Origin of the sequence: Advenella sp. FME57, from assembly GCF_014897675.1 — a bacterium.
Lineage (GTDB): Bacteria > Pseudomonadota > Gammaproteobacteria > Burkholderiales > Burkholderiaceae_B > Advenella.
On sequence record NZ_JABUXU010000029.1, the window covers coordinates 1 to 22,185 of the forward strand.

Sequence of the window (22,185 nt, forward strand, 5' to 3'; positions counted from 1 at the left end):
TGCGACCTGGAGTTACCGTGAGAAGCGCGCTGGGAACCAAAATGGTGACGCTTGATGGTACCTGCGAAGCCTTTACCGATCGTTGTGCCTTGCACATCGACTTTCTGGCCGGCTTCGAATACGCTTTCGACAGCAACAACGGCGCCGGCTGTAAATTCAGCGGCTTTTGCAGGATCGAGACGGAATTCTTTAAGGACGGAACCGGCTTCTGTACCGGCTTTTGCGTAGTGACCTGCTTGCGCCTTGACCACACGGCTTGCACGGCGTTCGCCGTAGGCAACCTGAACGGCAGCATAGCCGTCTGTGTCCAGAGACTTGACCTGGGTAACACGGTTGTTGGATACGTCCAGCACGGTGACAGGGATTGACTCGCCTTCTTCCGTGAAGATACGCATCATGCCAACCTTGCGACCAACCAGTCCCAGCCGATAAGCGGCAGGCGTAGGTGTCGTATTCGACATCATTTTCTCCAATTCCCAGCTACGATTGGCTGGGGCTAAATTTAATATGATTCATCCGGTTAAACTCAAGACTGCAACGCATTGCCTTCCCGGACAACAATACCCATGCAGGTTCAATTCAAAGTGCTGTCAGCGGCGTTGCGACACAAAAAAACGGCATCGCAAAGCCAGCAATTGACCAAACAGATCAAGGCGCACACAGGTATAAGAGGCATAAAGACTACGTGGCGCCGCACTTTTCGTGCCCGCTCCGTGAATCTTTGAAATCATTCTTTGATACCTGTATAGCGCCTGAAACCAGTTCAAAAGCCGGCCAATCAGTGAACCCAACTACAGTGGTTAGCCTGTGACTATAGCATTGCGTGAGCCGTTTGGCAAGAACACTTAACGGCTATGAACAAAAAAGCCACGCCGAATCAATCATTTATGTCAGAAATTTGCGACAGGGGCATGCGCTGTCGCGTCGGACGCGATTTCTCGCAAATCCGGAAAAGCAGCTAATAGACCAGAGTGCGCCGGCGCGGCAAGGCAGAGTCGGGCAAGAAATCGCTAGCGATGACCTGGCGCCTGTTCGCAAAGCACTCGGGCCATACGGGTTTGCCACCCTTTACCTGTCGCCTTCCATGCCTGCAGCGTGTCCGCATCAATGCGTAGGCTCACCGGCACCTTGGTTTGCGCCGCTTTGGGTCGACCACGGGGGCGGATCATTTCCTGCGCCGTTTTGTCACCAAATCGCTCCGCCAGGACTTCAGGAAACGGGCTAGCCTTGGCAAATTCCTCCGGCCCCCATTCAGGGTTTTCTTTATCAATCAGATCAGGAGCGGGCCGCTTGCTCATAGCACTTCACCTCGCGTTTGTTGGCTTTGCGCAGGCTAATGACATGCATTGTCTCGCCGCGCCACGTAAACACCAGCATATGAAGACGACCGTTTATCATTCCGAGCACCTGCCACCGTTCCTCTCCAGAATCCCGACGTCGGTCGGGCAATGCTATGGCCGTACCAAAATCCATATCCCGTACCGCCGCGAAAGAAATACCTCGCATGACGATATTGCGCCTATTTTTCACAGGATCACAGCTGATATCCACTATTTATAGTATATACAATAAATAAAGAAGTCAATTATTCTATTTGTTCTACTTCCTTATTTATTGCTCAATGAGTCAGATACATCATATGTGGAAAAGACTGACTAATGGACTGCTTATTATTGTGGCCGGTAATCAATCAGTTTCACCAGTTCGCGAAGTTTACTGATTTCAGTCGTCCAGTAAGCGTCACTTTCTTGCGCACTCATGGGTTGGGCGACAAGCCGGCCTTCGTGCTGCAGTTTTTGCCGGACCTCCGGATCCTGCAGTGCAGTACCAATCGCTTTACGAAGCGCATTTTTTTCATGTGCAGGCGTGCCGGTCTTGACGAAATATCCACCGCTAATCCGGTAGTCCACGTTTTTCACCAACTTGCTTTCTTTGATCAACGGAATGCTCTTGAGCGCGTCCGGCACTTCGTTGCTTAGTGCGGATACGATTTTGAAGCGCCCCTGGGCTTGCTGATGCACCATGGAAACCGTAAACGGCAGGATCGCCAAATCGACCTGTCCTCCCGCAACATCGGTCAAGGCCGGCCCGCCACCTTGATACGGAACATGCTGCAGGTTCAAATCAAGCTCTTTTGTCAAACGTTCGCCAATCATATGATAAAGAGACCCGATCCCGACCGTAGCATACGTCACAGGTGCACGACCTTTTTGTTGCGCTAGTCGTACTACATCATCCAGATTGTCCACATCCAACCCGCGTCGAGCCAGGACAACCAACGTGGCGGTCGTAATGGGCTGAACCAATTCAAAATCCTCCGATTTGAATTTGACCGATTTATTGACCAGCGGTGGCAGAATCAATTCATTCGGGGAACCATGAAAAATCTGGTAGCCGTCGTCGGGCAACTTCAACAATCGATTCGCTGCAATGACCCCTGTGGCGCCCCCGATATTTTCTACAATCACTGTCTGTCCAATGGCTTTTCCTATCACATCGCTGAAAATGCGTGCTGAATAATCACTGGCCCCACCCGCAGGATAGGGCACGATCAAGGAAATGGGCTTCCGGGATGGATATGCTTCATCTGCTCTCACAATGCTGCTGTAAGCAAGGGCCAACAAGGTGAGCACGGTGAACGCGACATACCGAAGAGCAAGAAAGGCAGCGAGAACGCGCCGGGTTGAGTTTTTCATGAAAGCTCCAGACTGCATATTGTTGAAATTGATGTCAGATTTGAACGTATGGATCAGCCAAGAATATCCTCGCGGTCAGTGGATAATCAATGACATGAGCCCAATAGAAATCATGCAGAAACAACAACAATAGAAATGACTACTAAACCCCGCCTGGCTGTGCCTGTTCCATATGGCCTACCATGTGATCGAGCAACGACTGCTCGGCCGCAGAAAGATGCTTTCCGGCACGCGTTACAATTCCGATGTTGCAACGGTTGAAAAGGGGATTGGCCATTGGGAGCGCAACAACGTCCGTCATGTTGTAAACCGCTGCGAACACACCTGAACTAAGGGTATACCCCAGATTGGCGTTGGCGAAATGCCAAAGCGCCCGATAGGAAGAGGTGGTAAGCACATTCCTTAGCGCCACTTGCTCGCTTAATTCTGCTGCTTTGATATATTGGCTCAAGCCAAAATGTTCATGCAGTGTGGCGCCAGCGTACGGAACGAGATCTACCAAATTCAAAGGGTGCCGGATGCGTGCGAGAGGATGGTGCTTATGGACAATTGCCTGAATGGGATTGGTTGGCCGACTCCCATGAACACGAAATCGAACATCATTGAACGGCGTATACAGCAAAGCAATATCAATTTTCTCTTCCAGTAAATCAGCAGAATTTTGAGCAACGCTGCCTACGGTAAGATTCAGCGTGATATTGGTATGCTCGCGCATATAGTTGGTTATAACTGGATGAAAATACATATCCAGCATTCCTTCGCCAACCCCGATATTTATATGCCCCCGTTGTGCACTGTGGATCTGATTCAGTTCAGAGTAAAAACCATCCAACAATGCCATTTGCTGCCGCGCGTAGGAAGCCAGCAACTTGCCTGTTTCCGTCGGCTCGATTCCCCGCCCCTTGCGCTGCAACAGACGCAACCCGCTTTCGTCTTCCAATAGCGCGATCGAACGGCTCACCGACGACGGATCAACACCGAGCACATCTGCAGCGGCCCGCACCGAGCCCGAAACAACTACCTGCTGGAAATATTGCAAACGCTGTGCATTGAACATTTTTTTCATCGTTTTATTCTCAATGTCAGGCCGTACACGGTCTGCTGTGTTGTAAATAGGCGGTTAGCGTATTGCCGACCGTCTGTTGCGTTTTTCTCTACGATTCTATTCGATCACTGTCATTGTTGTAAATCGCCTGGTCATGGAACAATCCGCTTGTTATGCCACCAAAATTAATCTGACGAGCTGAAACATGACTATTTCAAATCTGATATCTCCTCAATTGCAGCACCAAATGACGCTATGGCGTCGCGATATTCACGCCCACCCCGAAACGGCATTCGAAGAAGTCCGCACTTCGAACCTGGTGGCAGAAGCACTCACCAATATGGGTATAGAAGTGCATCGCGGTCTTGGCGGGACAGGTGTTGTCGGCACGCTGGCCAACGGCACCGGGCCCACTATCGGATTGCGGGCGGATATGGACGCGCTTCATATGGAGGAAAAAGGCGATATTGCCCATGCTTCCCGGCATTCCGGAAAAATGCATGGATGCGGCCATGATGGTCATACAGCCATGTTGCTCGGCGCCGCACACTATCTAAGTGAGAACCGGGACTTCAACGGAACTGTACAATTTATTTTCCAGCCCGCCGAAGAAAATGAGGGCGGGGCCAGACAAATGGTGGAGCAGGGCCTGTTCGATCTATTTCCTTGCGATTCGATTTACGGTATGCACAACGTACCGCAAATGGCCTTGGGTAAATTCGGCATTCGCTCCGGCCCGATGTTTTCGGCTTCTGACTTCTTTGAGATCCGGATTACGGGAAAAGGCGCGCATGCGGCTCATCCCCAGGCAGCAATTGACTCGATCGTCGCCGCTTCCAGTCTTGTTTGCGCCCTGCAAAGTATCGTCAGTCGCAACGTGAATCCACAGGATGCGTTGATATTGAGCGTCACCCAAATCAGCGCCGGCGACACATGGAATGTGCTGCCCGACGATGCACTGATCCGCGGAACCTGCCGGTCTTTTACCGTGCAAACACGCGCCCTGGCACGCAAGAGGATAGAAGAAGTCTGCGCCGGCATGGCGAAAAGCTACGGAACGCAGATCGACCTGAAGTATATCGAAGGCTACCCTCCCGTTATCAATGCAGAAGTACCCACACAAGCGGCCATCACAGCAGCACGGACACTGGTCGGCGACGCAGCAGTCAACACTGACCTGCCGGCACGAACGGGTTCAGAAGATTTCAGCTACATGCAACAGGTGTGTGACGGCGCTTATATTATGCTGGGGTCGGCAAAGGGAGAAAATGACCCTCCTGTCCATAATCCATATTACGATTTCAACGACGACGCGTTGCAATATGGCGCCGGCTATTGGGTTACCTTGACGAAACAACTGCTGAAATAAATGGCGCGCGCTCTTGTCATTTCTGCAAGCATGTTTACGTTTGCGAGCAAACTGGTGAGTGCGACGTCGCTGCGCAAAAAACACAACGCAATTGGTTACCCTTATATCCTCATCCACCCCGCATGGCTGCCAGCGCATGCATGGACGATTGCATCGCCGGATACAAGCCTTCGTATACGGCAAAAAGCCGCTGGTACGTCTGGTGCGCTCGCTCGTTCGGGGTGGCGCGACACACTACATGGGTCCAGCCCTGCTCCACTTCGGCGTCACTGACCAGGCCAAGCCCGACGGCGCCCAGCAGCGCCGCCCCCATCGCTGCTTCAACGGCCTCTTCAATGGTGTACACCGGATATCCGGTAACATCGGCAATAATCTGCATCCACAGATCTGAGTTGACGGCGCCGCCGACCACCACCAGACGCTGGTCAAGGTTTTGCCGGCGGTCCCCGACGGCCCGCATGTTGTGCCACAAGGCAAACGCGATACCCTCGATGACCGCCCGGTACAGATGAGCCCGGGTATGGGTCAGATTCAGGCCGGCAAAGGTCCCACTGGCGCGGGCATCCCATACCGGACTGCGCTCACCCATCAGGTACGGCAGGAACACCAACCCATGCGCACCGGGTGGTAGCGGCGCCGCCTGCTGCTCCAGAAGCGTATAGACCGAGATGCCCTGCTGCGTGGCCTGGGCTAGTTCGGCCTGACAAAACTGTTCCACGAACCAGGTCACGGCGCCTCCCGCCGTAGCCGCGCCACCAAAGACATAGCGCTGCGTCAGCCCCTTGTAGACGTAAGGCATACATACCAGATCGCGACCACTTTCCGTTTCGGTCTGCAAATAGCCCCAGCACATGCTGGTGCCAAGCATGGCCACGTGATCTCCAGGCTTGCGTACACCGCCGGCGAATGTGGCAATGGCTGCGTCGATGCCGCCCAGCACAATGGGAATCGCGTGCGCCAGCCCAAGTTGCGCAGCCTTGTCGGCTGTCACCGTGCCGACCACATCGGTGCTCTCAAGCAACACGGGCGGCATTTTTTTCGGATCAAGCCCGACCATGCGCATGGCCTGGTCGGACCAGACATGGCGCTGCATGTCATAGACGCCGCCGATATTGCCTGCAGAACTGTGGTCCACGGCCAGTTCGCCCGTCAGATAGTGGGCAATCCAGGTATTGGGAGGCAGAAACCATGCTGTTTTATCCCAGATTTGCGGTTCATTATTTTTGATCCACAACATTTTGGTGAAGCCATAGTAACTGTCCACGCCGTTGCCGGTAATCTCAAACAGGCGCTCCAGGTCTACCTGTTCTCGAATCGCATCGGTTTCTGCCGTCGCCCGCCTGTCCATCCAGATCAGGCATGGGTACAGGGGCTGGCAGTCGGCATCGACGGGAATCCCGGCGCCGCCATATAGGCTGCTGATACACAGGCCGGCGATCTGTTCCTGCTGAATGCCTTTTTGCAGCGCATGCGCCACGCATTCGCGCACACTGCGCAGGAACGCGTCCAGCCAGACCCTTGCTTCCTGCTGCGCCCACAACGGCTGCGGTGTGTCCGGATGGTACGCGACACTGGCCTGGGCAAGGACACTGCCGTCGGTTCCGGCGATAAGCGCCTTGGTGCTCTGCGTGCCAATGTCTACGCCAATAATATATTTGTCCATGGTCCTGTCTTTCTTGTATAAGCCATCTTGTATAAGCCAATATGTTGTATCGTTCAAAGGCATGCCGCAAGCAGCTGAAAATACTGGTTGTTATAAAATTAACATTATTGTTAGAATATTAACAATATCGTCATGCAATTATGCCTCTTTCAAGGAGGAGACACTTCGTGAGTCCCCCAAAAAATCCTGCCACCCACTCTGGTCAGTGGCAAGCGGTCGCCCGCAACCAGATTATGCCACTGGATCTGGCGCTGGTTGAAGCACAACGCGCCAATCTGAGTGCCATTGAGCGACGCATCGCTTCCCTGCCTGGTCGCCGCACTGTCAAGAAGCAGGCACAGGCTGCCTGGCTGCTCAAGGCGGTCAGCTGCATCGATCTGACCACGCTCAACGGCGATGATACACCCGAGCGGGTACGCCGTTTGTGCGCCAAGGCTGCCCAGCCCGTTCGTCAGGATCTGCTTGATGCCATGGGATTCACCCTGCCGCTGACCACGGGCGCCATCTGCGTATACCATCGTTATGTGAGCACCGCCGTCAGCGCCCTCGCCCACACCAGCATTCCGGTTGCCGCCGTCTCTACCGGCTTTCCGGCGGGGCTCTCGCCGCATGAACTGAAGCTGCAGGAAATTGCCGCTTCGATCGCGGCTGGCGCCAGGGAAATTGATATTGTCATTACGCGCGAGCACGTCCTCACCGGCAATTGGACCGCGTTGTATCAGGAAATGTGCGAGTACCGCCAGGCCTGCGGCGACGCGCATGTGAAGGCAATTCTAGCGACCGGGGACATCAGGACCCTGCGCAATGTGGCCAAAGCGTCCATGGTGTGCATGATGGCCGGCGCCGATTTCATTAAAACCTCCACCGGCAAGGAAGGCGTCAACGCTACCCTGCCGGTTTCGCTGGTCATGTTGCGCGCCATCCGCGCTTTCCATGAGCTTACCGGCTTTCAGGTGGGCTACAAACCGGCCGGCGGCGTGTCCACAGCCAAAGACGCCATCAACTACCTCATCCTGGTCAACGAAGAGTTGGGCCGGCGCTGGCTGGAGCCTGACCTGTTCCGCTTTGGCGCCTCAAGCCTGCTGGCCGATATCGAGCGCCAGCTCGAGCACTTCGTGACCGGCCGCTATTCGGCCACCAACCGCCACCCGATGGGTTAACGCCATGACTGTCAACGATTACTTTATGACCATGCAATACGGTACCGCTCCTGAAAGCGACAACGCCGCCCGCCAATGGCTGGCTGGCCACCAGTCGCGTTTTACCCATTTCATTGCCGGACGCTTTACCAAGGCAAACGACAATGCGACTTTCGAGACGCTGGAACCGGCCACCGGCAAGGTGCTGGCCACCCTCAGCCAGGCCGGGCAAAGCGATGTCGACGCCGCCGTCAAAGCGGCGCGCAAGGCACAGAAAGGCTGGCAGGCCATGGGCGGTCACGCTCGTGCAAGACACCTCTACAGTCTGGCCCGCATGCTCCAAAAGCACAGCCGCCTGTTTGCCGTACTCGAGTCACTGGACAACGGCAAGCCCATTCGCGAATCGCGCGATCTGGACGTGCCGCTGGCTGCGCGCCATTTTCTGTATCACGCAGGCATCGCCCAGTTACAGGAAACAGAACTGTCGCAGTGGCAGCCCTATGGCGTGGTTGGCCAGATTATCCCCTGGAATTTCCCGCTACTCATGCTGGCCTGGAAAGTGGCCCCGGCACTGGCCAGCGGTAACACCGTGGTGCTCAAACCCGCTGAATTTACTTCGCTTACCGCCCTGCTGTTTGCCGAACTGGCTGCCGACTCGCTGCCCGCAGGCGTGCTGAACATAGTAACCGGCGATGGGGCAGCAGGTGAATATCTGGTTGCCCACACCGGCGTCGATAAAATCGCCTTTACCGGATCCACCGAAGTGGGCCGCCTGATCCGCAGCCAGACTGCTGGCTCCGGTAAGGGTTTGACGCTGGAACTGGGTGGCAAATCCCCCTTTATTATTTTTGATGATGCCGATATCGACAGCGCCATTGAAGGCATTGTCGATGCCATCTGGTTCAACCAGGGGCAGGTGTGCTGCGCAGGCTCTCGCCTGCTGGTGCAGGAAAGTGTAGCAGAGCAGGTCTACGCCAAACTGCGCGCACGTATGAAAACGCTGCGCGTGGGGCCGTCCCTGGACAAAAACATCGACATGTCTGCCATCATCGACGAGTCGCAATTGCAACGCATCCGCAAACTGGTCACCGATGGCGTTAGCCAGGGCGGCGAACTGTGGCAGGCATCGGAAACGGCCCTGCCCGGCACAGGCGCCTATTATCCACCCACCTTGATCACCGGCGTACAGCCGGCCTCTACGCTGGCGCAGGAAGAAATATTCGGTCCGGTCCTGGTCAGCATGACCTTTCGCACCCCCCAGGAAGCGGTGGAGCTGGCCAACAACACCCGTTATGGACTGGCCGCCAGTGTCTGGAGCGAGAACATCAATCTGGCGCTGGATATCGCTCCGAAACTGCGTTGCGGCGTGGTGTGGATCAACGCCAGCAATCTGTTTGACGCCGCCGTAGGCTTCGGTGGCGTGCGCGAATCAGGCTACGGTCGAGAAGGCGGACTCGAAGGCATCTACGAATACCTCAAACCGATATCCTGGGCCAAAGCATCGACACTGAAGACAGCCGGCAGCAGCGGCGTGGCGCCAGTCACCTCTGCCCGCGACAGCTTCGATTTGCCCGGCATCGACCGTACTGCCAAGCTGTATATCGGTGGCAAGCAGACACGTCCCGACGGTGGCACCAGCATCGCCATCACCTATAGCGATGGCAAAATCGCCGGCCACATCGCCCAAGGCAGTCGCAAAGACATCCGCAATGCGGTCTCGGCGGCGCGCAAAGCGGCAGGCTGGCACAATGCCACCACCTTCAACCGGTCTCAGGTACTGTACTACCTGGCGGAAAACCTGTCGTACCGGACCGATGAACTCGCGCAGCGTCTGGCCAGCCTGACGGGCGTGAGCAAAAAGGAAGCCGCACGCGAATTCGAATTGGGACTGGAACGACTGTTCACCTTTGCAGCCTGGGCTGACAAATACGATGGACGCGTGCACACGCCACCCATGCGTGGTGTGGCACTCGCGGTACATGAAGCCATCGGTGTCATTGGCGTAATCTGCCCTGACGAATCGCCCTGGCTCTCCATGATTTCCCTGATTGCCGCCGGCATGGCAATGGGCAATAGTCTTGTTGTTGTGCCTGGCGCTCGCGGCGCCCTGTTGGCGACTGACTTGTATCAGGTGCTGGAAACGTCCGATGTACCTGCAGGCGTGGTCAATATTGTGACCGGCGATAACCTGGAGCTGGCCACCGTACTGGCCGACCACGACGACGTGGACAGCGTATGGGCGTTCGGTGACGCCGAGCTGTCACAAACAGTGCAGCAGCACTCGATCGGCAACCTGAAACGCACGTTTGGCAACGACGGCAAGGCCATCGACTGGCATCAGTGGTCAAGCGCGGACATCCAGCTGTTCCTGCGCCAGGCGACACAGGTCAAGAATATCTGGATTCCCTACGGTGACTGATTATAATACCCGCCTGAACAAGGACAGTTAATGCTCAAGAACATTGATCCACTGCTAAATGCCGACGTGCTGCATGCCCTGCGCTCCATGGGCCATGGCGACGAACTGATTATCAGCGACGCTCATTTCCCTTCGGACTCTATCGCCCGCCACACCAGCATCGGCAAATTGCTGCGCATTGACGCCAGCGCCGACAGCGTGGCCCGGGCGGTGCTATCGGTCATGGCGCTGGACAGTTTCGTGCCTGACCCGGCCTTGCGCATGGAAGTGGTGGACGACCCGGCACACATTCCCGAAGTTCAGCAAGATGTCCAGGCTTTGCTGGAAGATCCATTGCACCTGGCCCCGATAGAACGCCACGCTTTCTACGAACGGGCCCGTCGTGCCTACTGTGTCATTGCGACCGCCGATACCCGCAGCTACGGCTGCTTTATCTTCAAAAAAGGCGTGCTCAATCCCACCCAGACCAACCGCCATCCTGCCTGATGCTTTAGCCGAGTTTCTGTTCATATGAGCCTATCACGTCCACGTATTGTTATTGTCGGCATCTATGTTGCCGATCTGCTGTTCAAGGCAACCCGCATGCCGGTTATTGGAGAAACCCTGCTGGGCAGCCACTTTGCCATGGGCCCGGGTGGCAAGGGCTCCAACCAGGCGGTCGCAGCCGCCAGGGCCGGTGCTGAGGTGTTTTTTTACACCCGGCTGGGCAACGACGCGTTTGCCGCAAACGCCCGGCAGACATGGCAGGATGCCGGCGTGACCTCGCGCGCCACCCTGCATGATGATCTGACCACCGGCGCCGCCCATATATTCGTTGAGGACGATACCGGCCGCAATGCCATCATTGTTTACGCCGGTGCCGCAGCCCATATGGTGCCGGCCGACCTGGACGCCATCGAACAGGATATTGCCGACGCCCATATTTTTGTCACGCAACTGGAGCAGCCACTGGAAGTGGCGCTGCATGGCTTGCGCCTGGCCCGCAAGCATGGCGTGACCACCATCTTTAATCCCGCACCGGCAAGGCAACTGCCCGATGAAGTTTTCCCGCTATGCGACTGGATCACGCCCAATGAAACCGAGGCCAGTCTGCTGACGGGGCTGCCGGTCGCAGATCTGGAACAGGCGCGACGCGCCGCCGACCTGTTGCTGGCAAAAGGCGTTCGTAACGTCGTGGTCACGCTGGGCGAGCAGGGATCGCTGCTGCATACCGCCAGCGACAGCATCCATATTCCCGCCATCCGGGCGGGTAAATGCATCGATACGGCCGGTGCCGGCGACGGCTTTACCGCCGGACTGGCAACCGCGCTGGCAGAAGGCAAGTCGCCCGAGGCAGCCTTGCGATTTGCCTCGGCCCTTGCCGGTATTTCCGTCACCCGCAGTGGTACCGCGGCCTCTATGCCCGATCGCGGGCAAATTGACTCCCTGCTTTCCACGGGCGCGTAAATCATGACAACCCACCTATCCCCCTTCAAAGACCGGCAACTGACATTTCTTTTGGCGATCAATATCGTCATCGTAATGGCTGGCTATTTTTTGTCTTCAGGCGGCGACTTCGTCAGCGTGTTCAATTTGCAGTCCATGGCCATGCAATTGCCGCAAATGGGCTTGCTGGCCATGGCCATGATGCTCTCCATGATTTCGGGCAATGGCGGCATCGACCTGTCGGGCATTGCGCTGGCTAACCTGGCCGGGGTGATCGGGGCACTGTTGTTGCCGCAGTGGATCGACGCCGAAGCCGCGCCCTGGCTGTTCACTTTTTCCTTTGTGGGGCTCATGCTGTGCGTCGGCCTGCTGGGCGGCATGCTCAACGGCATTATCATTGCACGCTTTAACCTGACGCCGATTCTGACCACGCTGGGCACGCAACTGGTGTTCACCGGCATTGCCACCGTGTTGTCCAATGGCTCTTCAGTCAATCTTCCCTATATTGAACCGCTATCGGCAATTGGCAATGACAACATCCTGGGCATTCCCATTGCTTTTTATCTTTTTGTAGCCCTGGCGCTTTTTCTGGGCTGGCTGCTCAAGCGCACGCCTTTCGGTCTGCGCCTGTATATGCAGGGTACCAACCCCAAAGCGGCTTTCTACGCCGGCATTTCCCGTAACACCATGCTGATCTGCACCTACACCATGTGCGGTGTGCTGGCTGCCTGCTCAGGGTTGATCTCGGCCAGTCAGGCTGCCAGCGCAAGTGCCAAGTATGGCGATTCGTATCTGCTGATCGCTATCCTGATCGCGGTCATGGGTGGCGTCAATCCTGCCGGCGGCTATGGGCGCGTAGTCTGCGTTTTTTTTGCGGCCATGGCGCTGCAACTGTTATCGAGCATGTTCAATCTGATCGGCGTATCCGAGTTTGCTGGCAACTGCATCTGGGGCCTGTTGCTATTGTTCTTCCTGGCCTATTCCAGACAGGAATTGAAGCTGAAGATTAAACGGCGTCAGGCCCTGAAGGCCTGAAGCACTATTGAAACGATTGATCTGCGCCGCCCCATCCGGTTCCGATCACTGTCCGTCGATGGGATTTTGGAGACACGTATGAAACTAAAGACACTGCCAATGTGCCTGCTGGCTTGCGCAATCAGCACCGGTTTTGCTGCGGGCGCGCAGGCCGAAGAGAAAAAATCCATCGTAACGGTGGTCAAGGTCACGGGTATCAACTGGTTTACCCGCATGGAAGAAGGCGTCAAGGAATTTGCCAAGGCCAATCCCGACATCAATGCCTCGCAAACCGGTCCGGGTCGTGCCGATGCAGCCCAGCAACTGAAAATCATTCAGGATCTGGTGGCCAAGAACGTGAGCGCACTGGCTATCGTGCCATTTGACCCGCCTACCCTGGAACCGATTCTGGCCCGCGCCAAAAGCCGTGGTATCAAAATCGTGACCCATGAAGCGGACAATCTAAAAAATACCGATTACGACCTGGAAGCGTTCAAGAACAATGAATATGGTGCCGACCTGAATGAGCGCCTGGCCAAATGCATGGCGAACAAGGGCGAATGGGCCGTGCTGGTGGGTTCACTGGGTAGCCGCTCGCAAGTACAGTGGGCACAGGGCGGTATCGACAACGCCAAAGCGAAGTACCCGGACCTGAAACTGGTCACGACCATGCAGGAAACCAATAACGACGGCGAGAAAGCCTATCAGGTGGCCCAGCAGTTGCTTCGCAAGTACCCGAATCTGGCCGGCTTCCAGGGCTCCTCGTCTCTGGACGTGATCGGTATTGGCCGGGCCGTGGAAGAAGCCGGCAAAGCAGGTAAAATATGCGTATTCGGTACTGGCCTGCCCGGCGAGGCCGGTCCTTACATGGAAAAAGACGCCATTACCGGCATTGCATTCTGGGATCCGAAAGATGCCGGACTGGCCATGAACAATGTCGCCAAAATGCTGCTCGAAGGCAAAACCATCGAAAACGGTACCGACCTGGGTGTGCCCGGCTACGAAAAGGTTACTGTCGAAAAAGGCCCTGGCAAAGGCATGATTATTCGTGGCGCCGGCTGGGTTCGCGTAGACAAGAGCAACTACAAGCAATACAACTTCTGATCGATCGCCTCGACAACCACCGGGCCGCGCGCTTGCGGCCCGCCATGGGATACCCGCCCGTACGATTATGACAACAACGACTAGCCCAACGCACAGCAACGCGCCAGTGCCGCCCACGCCAGACGGCAATGCCTTCCTGTCACTTCGCCAGATCCATAAGCGCTTTACCGGCGTACATGCGCTGCGTGGCGTCAGCCTGGATATTCATCCTGGCCAGATCTATCATTTGCTGGGGGAAAACGGCTGCGGCAAAAGCACGCTGATAAAAATCATTTCCGGTGCCCAGCCGCCGGACGACGGCGATCTGATTCTGGACGGAGAACGCTTCGAGCAATTTTCCGCCTTAAGCGCCCTGGGCGCCGGCATTGAAACGGTATACCAGGACCTGTCCCTGATTCCCAATCTGAGTGTCATGGACAATATCTCCCTGACCGTGGAACTGGCTGAGCATCAGGGTCGACTGGCGCGGGTGATCAGTCACCAGGTGCTGCACGATCGCGCGGTGGGCGCATTGCGCCAACTGCAATTGCCGGACGACCGCTATTTTCTTCAGACAAAAATCGAAGATCTGCCGCTGGCCACCCGTCAACTGGTCGCCATCGCGCGCGCAGCGGCCAGCAATGCGCGTTTCATCATCATGGACGAACCCACCACCTCGCTGACCCAGAAGGAGGTGGATAACCTGATCCGCATCGTCAAGGACCTGTGCGCGCGTGGCGTCGCGGTGCTGTTTGTGAGTCACAAACTGGACGAATGCTATGCCATTGGCGGCAATGTGATCGTGATGCGTGACGGGCAGGTTATCACCCAGGGTGAAATCAATAATTTCACCAAACACCAGATCAGCGAACTGATGACCGGCCGGGTACTGAGCGATCAGCGCTATCGCCGCAATGCCCCGCAAGCCGAGATCATGCTGGGCGTGCACAATATTGGTCGCGACCAGGGTTTTGACAACGTGTCCTTTGACCTGCACAAGGGTGAAATTATCGGTATCACCGGCCTGCTCGATTCAGGCAGGAATGAACTGGCGCGCGCCCTTGCCGGGGTAGCACCGCTGCAGCGCGGCGGCCTGACGCTTAACGGCAAACCGATAGCGGTGAACACACCGGCCCAGGCCGCTGCCCAGCGCATTGCCTATGTCCCGGAAGACCGTCTGGTCGAAGGCCTGTTTCTGACCCGATCGATCAGCGACAACACCATTACTGCCGTGCTGCCGCAGATGTGCGACGCGCTGGGACAGATACAGAAAGACAAGGCTGCCCGCTTTTCGCAAGAGATGACCAGCAGGCTGAAAATTGCCACGCCCAACGTTCAGAACCCCGTGCAAAGCCTGTCCGGGGGCAACCAGCAGCGCGTACTCATCGGTCGCTGGCTGGCCATCAATCCTCTGTTGCTGATTCTGCACGGCCCGACCGTGGGCGTGGATGTCGGCTCCAAAGACACGATTTACCAGATCATTCAATCCCTGACAGATCAGGGCATGAGCATCATTATTATCAGTGACGATCTTCCCGAACTGCTGGCCAACTGTGACCGTATTCTGCTGATGAAAAAAGGCCGGATCAGCGATGAGTTCCGGGCCGAAGGCCTGCAAGAAAAAACGCTTTATCATGCCTTATTGTCCTGAACCCTTTTGACTCTACCCCGCCTACCATGACCACTATGACTTCGGCCAGCCCGGCCATACAGGACAGCACCACACCCAAGCGCCCGCCGTATCTGATCAGGCATCCCGAGTTTTTTACACTTGGCCTCATTGTCGTTCTATTCGCGGTCGTGGCCGTTGTCAATCCCATGTTTTTCCAACTGGGTTCGCTGTTTGATGTACTGCGGGCGGCAACCAGATCGGCCATTTTCGCGCTGGGCATTCTGGTGGTGCTCGCCTCTGGCGGACTGGACGTCTCCTTCACCGCGATTGCGGCGCTGGTCATGTACGGCCTGACCAAGATCGTGCTGCTGTATTTCCCCGAAGCGCCTTTTGCGCTGATCCTGCTGGCCGGCGCCGCAGGAGGATTGGCGCTGGGACTGCTCAACGGCTGGCTGGTCAAAAAGCTGGCAGCCCCTTCCCTTGTGGTCACCATCGGCACGCAATTTCTGATCCGCGGCTTTCTGCTGGCATTTATCGGCACCGAGTTTTTCATGAACATCCCGCCCTCCATGCTGGCGGTGGGACAGGCAAATATCGTCAGTTTCCAGAACAACCAGGGGCTGCAGACTGCGCTGCCTTATACCACGCTAGCCATTCCCGTTCTGGCGCTGCTCACCTGGTGGTTATTGAACAAGACAATGATGGGACGCGCGGTCTACGCCATGGGAGGCAGCCCTGCCATTGCCGAACGTCTTGGCTATAACCTGACACGGGTCTATCTCTTTGTTTTCGGTTACGCCGGCTTGCTGGCGGGCATCGCCGGCATTATTCACGTTTCCAGCACGCGTATTGCCAACCCCTTCGATATTGTCGGCACCGAACTGGATGTGATTGCTGCCGTGATTCTCGGTGGCGCCCGCATTACCGGGGGCAGCGGAACCGTAACCGGAACACTGCTGGGCGTGCTGCTGGTCACGCTGATCAATAGCGTACTCATTACGCTGGGCATCCCAACAACCTGGCAAAAAGTGATCGTCGGCGCGTTTATCCTGGTGGCCGGCTTGCTGTTTTCGCTACGCAGCAGGCAATAGCCGCCTGAACAGAAAGAGTAAGGTCTCAGAGGACTGTCGCGCAGTCCTCGTAACATGAACGATGTCCAGCCGGCTGAATAGACCTGCCAAAGCAGGGCTGCGATGTCAGCCCTGTTCCGTGAGTATGGCGTCAAACTCGTTCAGATCTGCAAAGCGGATATGTCGGCGCACGCCCAGCTTGCTGGAATCGACCACCAGATAACGGCGTTTTGCGCGTTGCATGGCGCGGCGCTTGATGTCTTTTTCATGCAGATTCCAGCAACTGACGCCTGCATGATCGTCAACGCCCCCGGCCGACATAAAGACCGTATCAAAACTGAGCTGATCCAGTGCATTAAGCGCCTCCTGGCCGGAAAAAGAATCGGAAGACGGCATGTAGGTGCCGCCCAGCACAATCAGGCGCAGGGCCGGCTTGTCTTTGAGGATTTCCGCCGTATTCAATGAATAACAGACCACAGTCAGGGCCTGGCTCTCAGGAATCAGCCGGGCCAGATGCAGCAGCGTTGTTCCGCAGTCGATAAAAATCACATCATGCGGTTTGATCAGCGCCAGGGCTTTTTGCGATGCCCGTTTTTTTGCCTGGGCAAAATGATCTTTTTCCTGTGCTACCGAATACTGAGCTGCGTTCTGCAGCGAATGCGCCGAGACGATATGACCACCCAGATAAGACAGATTACCCTTGTGGCGCGCCAGATCCCGTCGCACCGTCATTTCCGAGACGCCCAGCAAGGCGGCGGCGTCCCGCAGTCGCAATGATCCCGACTGCTGCAGTGCCTGCTCCAGCTTGTGTAAACGCTCTGCTGGCGTCATTGCCTGTTCCTGCCCTTAAATTGAAATATTATAGACTGAGGTGCCGTCAGGCGGTGCAACCGGTTTTGAACATGATCAGATGCGATAGCCAGAAAGACCGACAGCGTCCACTGCTGTCCTAACGCAATAGCGCCCTGAACAGATCAGATTCAGGTGCCGGCGGCGTCTCTTCCAGACTCAGGCTGGACTCGATCCGGTTCAAATGCTCCAGCATGCAGTCGACTGCCTCCTGCACTTTTCCCTGTCGGCATATGGCAAGAAAAGCGGCATGCTCATCCGAGGAGCATGAGGACTCGTTGGATGACTGAAAGCGCATGGCGATCAGCGAGCTGCGGGCCACCAGTTCACGAACAAATCGGGCAAGCACTTTATTGCCGCTCAGATCGGCCAGCTTGATATGGAAATCGCCCAGCGTCTCTTCCCGGATGTTTTCCGGTACCGATTTACCCAATGCGGCGCGTTCATGATGAATTTGCGCTTCCAGCTGCGCGAACTCACGCTCGGTGGCCGAGGCGACGAACAGCCTGACGATTTCGCTTTCCAGTAGTCGCCTGGCAGCAAAAACTTCATGCGCCTCACGAATGCTAGGGCGACTGACGAAGGTGCCCTTGTCCGGGACGGTCTCAACAAGATTGTCACGTGCCAGAATCAGCAGCGCCGCGCGTATCTTGGTGCGGCTGACGCCGTACATGCGACCGAGTGCCTCTTCACGCAGCCAGATCCCCGGGGGAAGCTGCCTGGCCAGGATAGCATGGGCGATATCCTGGGCGATCTCATCGGGCCCGCGCTTGGACACACCCGTTTGCGCTACACCTTGCTCGGAGGGGGCTGCCTGCTTGTTTTTATTTTCGGTGAGGGACATGGTCGCACAAGGCTGTTGGTTCGGGAAGGTTGCGCAACCATTATAACAAGAACCCGTCTATCTGTTAGCCGACGCCGGTGCGCCTGGCATGTCCGTTGCGGTTGTCGTTTCCGGCTGCGCCGCGGCATCGTTGATGCAAAAACGTCTTGCCACAGGCCAGTATTTCATTAGTAAATAGTAGGAAAGACCGGCGGGAATCAGGCTGGCATACCAGGCAACGGTAGAAAAATAGAGTGCGACCAGCGCGCCCAGCAGCGAGGCCACAATGCCTGCCCAGTTCACCCCACGATAAGGCCCCGTCGCGTCATACAACAGCGCAAGATCAAGCCGGCGACGCCGTAGAACGTAATAGTCCACCGCCATCACTGCAAACAGGGGCCCCAGAAAGGCAGAATAGGTCTGCACGAATATTTGCAGGCCCCGTGCCGAGTCGTCGCGCACCAGCACCCACGGAAAAGTGGCAAAGGCAAGCAGCCCGACCAGCACAGCCGATTTGCGAAAACTCAGCTTGCAGATGTCCATCAGCACATAAGCCGGCGGCACAACGTTATTGAGTACATTGGTCGTAACCTGTGCAAAAGCGATGAACAGCAACGTGATCACCAGCAGGGGCTTGTTGTCGACAGCACTGGAAAAAACCTTGATCGGGTCGGCAATGCCCGTGGCGCCGGACACCATCAGGCCGATCAACCCCATGAAAAGCGTGGCCGGCAGGATGGACATGGAGTATATGGTCGTAAGCAGCCCGCTTCGCACATATCTATCCAACTCTCGAGAGTAGTCGCTGACATTGAGGATCATGGTGCTGTATATCCCCAGAAAAAGCATGGTTGCACCCCAGAAAGGCAGCCCCCACGATCCTTCCAGGTACAGGATGCTATCGTCGATTTGCGAACCAAATTTCATGATCACCGAATAGAACATATACACCAGCGCACCCAGGATGAAAAGGCTGCCGATGTTCTCGAGCCATTTGATGCCCTGAAATCCATACACGGACAAGGTAATCTGCAGCAACTGAAAGCCAATGAAAAACACCACCAGATTGTCGTATCCAAAGAGCGTTGCCGAAGCAACATTGAGCGCCCCTGCCCCGATCCAGCTTTGGAAACCGAACCAGACCACGGCCGGGATTGCCCTCACCATCCCAGGAAACCGGGTGCCGGTAAAACCAAAAGCGCTGCGGGCCTGCACCATGAATGGGATACCATATTTGTGCCCGGCAGCGCCGTTGATCGCCAGCGCCACGCCAATCACGAAACAGCCAATCGTGATGGCCAGTGCGCTTTGCAGCAGATTGAGCTGCCCCACCACGCTGGAACCCATGGCAAACGTGCCGATGGAAACGCAACCGCCCAGCCAGGCCAGCAAATATGACCAACGATCCATGATCCGGACCTGCTGGGGCTCAAGACTCTCATCACCCGCCTTTTTACTACTCTGTGATTCGCTTTTCATGATATGAACGACTCCTTGCGCTGGTCTATCCGACGAGGATAGCGATGGGCTTGCCGGGGCAAACTCAAGTGGGATCGGGCACGCCCAGGTGGGCGTACTGACCGGTAAACGGTTTTGGCCGTGGGAAATCCAGATCGCCGAACTTGCTGGTTTGCAGCCCCAGGCCGACCAGCGCCTCGGCCAGCTTGACCGCAGCGGTCACGCCCTCAACGACAGGCAGGCCGACCTCCCTGCTGATGTGCTCGCGCATATCGGCCATCCCGCCGCAACCGAGCACAATCGCGCCGATACTGTCCTGGGCCTTGGCCTGCAGGCACTCTTCAATAATGCGCTGTACGGCAGCATCGGCATTTTTCTCAAGCTCCAGGACAGGAACTTCGGCGGCACGCACGCGTCGGCAATGCTGGGCAAAACCATAACTTTGCAACAGGTGTTCGGCAATAATGCAGGTGCGCCCCAGGGTCGTGACGATGGAAAACCGGGTGCTGATCAGGCTGGCCATGTGAAAAGCGGCCTCTGCTATGCCAATGACCGGGGCACGGGTCAGCTCGCGTGCGGCAAGCAGGCCGGGATCACCAAAACAAGCAATGACATAGGCATCGACCCCATTTTTCTCGCCTTTGAGTACCTCATGCGCCACGCCCACCGCACTGACCGCCTCTTCAAAATGCCCTTCGATGGAGACCGGCCCGCTGTCCGGATTGCTGGCCGTAATGGTTGTGCCACTGGCCGCAATCCGTCTGGCTGCGTCACCGATGGTCGCCGTCATGCCTGACGTAGTATTGGGATTGATAAGCTGAATGTGCATGATGTCCTGTGAATGCAGTGCGTTATGTACACGAATATTGATAACGATAATTGAATACGAATATTGCATACAATTATTATGCATAACCGAATTGCATGAAAACTGGTATTTACCCGGGCGTCTTACCGCTGTCGGCATATGCATGTGATCGGCTCACATGCACATTGTCGATACAACACTGGCGTTAGCTTGGACGCCAGGGGACGACACTGGTATCGCGAGATTAAAAGGCATCGGATAATGAGCGCTTGGCAAAAGGTGATTGCTTTTAATCGTATACAATAATTGTTGACAATTAAGATTGCCACTTACATACTAGTAAGCAGCATGACTGCCTGACTCCCGGTACCCAGCAGATATAGGCAGTGATGTACGCCATTGATTTTCCGGAGTGACACCTATATGCAGCATCACACTTATCCCCGCGACATGATCGGCTATGGCCGCCATCAGGCACATGCCAACTGGCCTGGAAAGGCGCGCGTGGCCGTGCAGTTCGTGCTGAACTATGAGGAAGGGGGCGAAAGTTGCGTCCTGCACGGCGACGCTGGATCGGAACAATTCCTGTCGGAGATAATTGGCGCTGCGTCCTTCTCCGATCGCCATCTTTCCATGGAATCGATTTACGAATATGGTTCACGTGCCGGGGTCTGGCGCATCCTGAACGAGTTCGAGCGTCGCGGCCTGCCGCTCACGATTTTCGCCGTCGGCATGGCGCTGGAACGCAACCCCGAAGTTGCGCAGGCGTTTGTCGAGTTTGGGCACGAGATTGCCTGTCATGGCTATCGCTGGCTGCATTACCAGGATGTCGCCGAGCCAATAGAGCGGGAACACATGCAGCGCTGTGTCGAGGTCATCTCCACGCTCCTGGGACGCCACCCCGAAGGCTGGTATACCGGTCGAGACAGTCCGAACACCCGCCGTCTGGTAATGGAAGAAGGTGGTTTTCTATATGATTCTGATTACTACGGTGATGATCTTCCTTTCTGGATGCCAGTCACTCTGCAGGATCAATCGCAAAAATGGCAACTGGTCGTGCCCTATACGCTGGACACCAACGACATGCGATTCGCGGCTGCGCAAGGCTTCAATAGCGGCGATCAATTTTTCACCTATCTGAAAGACGCGTTCGATGTGCTGTATGCGGAAGGAGAAACCTCGCCCAAAATGATGTCTGTCGGATTACATTGCCGAATCATCGGCAGGCCGGCACGGTTCGCCGCATTGCAGCGATTTCTTGATTACGTCCAGAAGCATGATCATGTTTGGATTCCCACCCGGGCCGCCATCGCAAAGCACTGGATCGAACATCACCCCAGTCCGGCCAGCAAATGAGACAGGAAACACTATGATGACCCGAAATTTAACCGTGGAACCCCTGTCGCACGACGCGTTTGCGCCTTTCGGCGATGTCATTCAGGCCAGCAACGCCGCGCAGCATTTTACGATCAACGACGGCAATACCGAACGCTACCATGATCTGGCCTTGCTCGATCCGGGCGCAGACGGCAAGGCCATCGTCTCCATTTTTCGCGGCTTGCCGCGCACCCTGCCCTTCGAAGTCTGCATGATGGAGCGCCATCCGCTGGCATCCCAGGCCTTTATGCCGCTTAGCGGCCATCCGTACCTGGCAGTAGTTGCTCCTGCCGGCTCTGCCCCTACTATTGACCAATTGCGCGTCTTCCTGTGTC

At 56.1% G+C, this 22,185-nt stretch carries 21 protein-coding genes; 11 read left to right on the forward strand and 10 right to left on the reverse strand.

The window, feature by feature from the left end; all coding sequences use genetic code 11:
* From rplC to INT32_RS21080, 5 genes are all read right to left on the reverse strand, one after another.
* Positions 1-461: 50S ribosomal protein L3 (gene rplC / locus INT32_RS21060; protein ID WP_193090659.1), on the reverse strand; the 461-nt coding region annotated here is incomplete at its 3' end.
* 549 nt (positions 462-1,010) lie between these two features.
* Complete coding sequence (locus tag INT32_RS21065; protein WP_193090660.1) at positions 1,011-1,298, reverse strand: BrnA antitoxin family protein; 288 nt, start codon at positions 1,296-1,298, stop codon at positions 1,011-1,013.
* Positions 1,276-1,551 carry a BrnT family toxin gene (locus tag INT32_RS21070; protein ID WP_193090661.1) on the reverse strand — a complete coding sequence of 92 codons (276 nt, stop codon included), beginning with the start codon at positions 1,549-1,551 and terminating at the stop codon, positions 1,276-1,278. Before INT32_RS21070 ends, INT32_RS21065 begins: the two co-directional genes overlap by 23 nt.
* A 119-nt stretch (positions 1,552-1,670) precedes the next feature.
* Positions 1,671-2,696: a tripartite tricarboxylate transporter substrate binding protein gene (locus INT32_RS21075; protein ID WP_193090662.1), complete on the reverse strand. Its 1,026-nt coding sequence runs from the start codon at positions 2,694-2,696 to the stop codon at positions 1,671-1,673.
* Positions 2,697-2,838: 142 nt separating this feature from the next.
* Entirely contained in the window at positions 2,839-3,762 is a 924-nt protein-coding gene (locus INT32_RS21080) for a LysR family transcriptional regulator (protein WP_193090663.1), read from the reverse strand.
* A 184-nt stretch (positions 3,763-3,946) separates the two neighbouring features.
* Here INT32_RS21080 and INT32_RS21085 point away from each other — a divergent pair, with 184 nt between their 5' ends.
* Entirely contained in the window at positions 3,947-5,110 is a 1,164-nt protein-coding gene (locus INT32_RS21085; RefSeq protein ID WP_193090664.1) for a M20 aminoacylase family protein, read from the forward strand.
* A 109-nt stretch (positions 5,111-5,219) separates the two neighbouring features.
* On the opposite strand, the gene INT32_RS21090 is transcribed toward INT32_RS21085, so the two are convergent.
* Positions 5,220-6,773 carry an FGGY-family carbohydrate kinase gene (locus tag INT32_RS21090; RefSeq protein ID WP_193090665.1) on the reverse strand — a complete coding sequence of 518 codons (1,554 nt, stop codon included), beginning with the start codon at positions 6,771-6,773 and terminating at the stop codon, positions 5,220-5,222.
* Positions 6,774-6,940: 167 nt separating this feature from the next.
* Between INT32_RS21090 and deoC the strand changes: the two genes are divergently transcribed.
* The 8 genes from deoC (at position 6,941) to INT32_RS21130 (ending at position 16,556) form a co-directional block, all read left to right on the forward strand.
* Positions 6,941-7,933, forward strand: coding sequence for a deoxyribose-phosphate aldolase (deoC, locus tag INT32_RS21095; RefSeq protein WP_370540267.1), 993 nt, complete (start codon positions 6,941-6,943; stop codon positions 7,931-7,933).
* 4 nt (positions 7,934-7,937) lie between these two features.
* On the forward strand, positions 7,938-10,331 hold the full coding sequence (locus INT32_RS21100; protein ID WP_193090667.1) for an aldehyde dehydrogenase family protein: 2,394 nt from the start codon (positions 7,938-7,940) through the stop codon (positions 10,329-10,331).
* A gap of 30 nt (positions 10,332-10,361) precedes the next feature.
* The gene (locus tag INT32_RS21105) at positions 10,362-10,817 is read left to right on the forward strand and encodes an RbsD/FucU family protein (protein WP_193090668.1); all 456 of its coding nucleotides are present in this window, start codon (positions 10,362-10,364) and stop codon (positions 10,815-10,817) included.
* Between the two features lie 24 nt (positions 10,818-10,841).
* Positions 10,842-11,777 carry a ribokinase gene (gene rbsK, locus INT32_RS21110; protein ID WP_193090669.1) on the forward strand — a complete coding sequence of 312 codons (936 nt, stop codon included), beginning with the start codon at positions 10,842-10,844 and terminating at the stop codon, positions 11,775-11,777.
* Between the two features lie 3 nt (positions 11,778-11,780).
* Positions 11,781-12,791: an ABC transporter permease gene (locus tag INT32_RS21115; protein WP_193090670.1), complete on the forward strand. Its 1,011-nt coding sequence runs from the start codon at positions 11,781-11,783 to the stop codon at positions 12,789-12,791.
* A gap of 78 nt (positions 12,792-12,869) precedes the next feature.
* On the forward strand, positions 12,870-13,874 hold the full coding sequence (locus INT32_RS21120; RefSeq protein WP_193090671.1) for an autoinducer 2 ABC transporter substrate-binding protein: 1,005 nt from the start codon (positions 12,870-12,872) through the stop codon (positions 13,872-13,874).
* Between the two features lie 67 nt (positions 13,875-13,941).
* Entirely contained in the window at positions 13,942-15,504 is a 1,563-nt protein-coding gene (locus tag INT32_RS21125; RefSeq protein WP_193090672.1) for a sugar ABC transporter ATP-binding protein, read from the forward strand.
* Between the two features lie 35 nt (positions 15,505-15,539).
* Positions 15,540-16,556, forward strand: coding sequence for an ABC transporter permease (locus INT32_RS21130; protein WP_226817337.1), 1,017 nt, complete (start codon positions 15,540-15,542; stop codon positions 16,554-16,556).
* 105 nt (positions 16,557-16,661) lie between these two features.
* Here INT32_RS21130 and INT32_RS21135 read toward each other — a convergent pair whose 3' ends face one another.
* From INT32_RS21135 to INT32_RS21150, 4 genes are all read right to left on the reverse strand, one after another.
* Entirely contained in the window at positions 16,662-17,366 is a 705-nt protein-coding gene (locus tag INT32_RS21135) for a DeoR/GlpR family DNA-binding transcription regulator (RefSeq protein ID WP_193090674.1), read from the reverse strand.
* Between the two features lie 118 nt (positions 17,367-17,484).
* On the reverse strand, positions 17,485-18,228 hold the full coding sequence (locus INT32_RS21140; protein ID WP_193090675.1) for a GntR family transcriptional regulator: 744 nt from the start codon (positions 18,226-18,228) through the stop codon (positions 17,485-17,487).
* 57 nt (positions 18,229-18,285) lie between these two features.
* On the reverse strand, positions 18,286-19,686 hold the full coding sequence (locus tag INT32_RS21145; protein WP_226817335.1) for an NCS1 family transporter: 1,401 nt from the start codon (positions 19,684-19,686) through the stop codon (positions 18,286-18,288).
* A 64-nt stretch (positions 19,687-19,750) separates the two neighbouring features.
* Positions 19,751-20,494, reverse strand: a complete 744-nt coding sequence (locus tag INT32_RS21150) for an aspartate/glutamate racemase family protein (RefSeq protein WP_193090676.1) — start codon at positions 20,492-20,494, stop codon at positions 19,751-19,753.
* Between the two features lie 402 nt (positions 20,495-20,896).
* Between INT32_RS21150 and puuE the strand changes: the two genes are divergently transcribed.
* Both puuE and INT32_RS21160 read left to right on the forward strand, forming a co-directional pair.
* Entirely contained in the window at positions 20,897-21,829 is a 933-nt protein-coding gene (gene puuE / locus INT32_RS21155; protein WP_193090677.1) for an allantoinase PuuE, read from the forward strand.
* Between the two features lie 13 nt (positions 21,830-21,842).
* Positions 21,843-22,185: ureidoglycolate lyase (locus tag INT32_RS21160; RefSeq protein ID WP_193090678.1), on the forward strand; the 343-nt coding region annotated here is incomplete at its 3' end.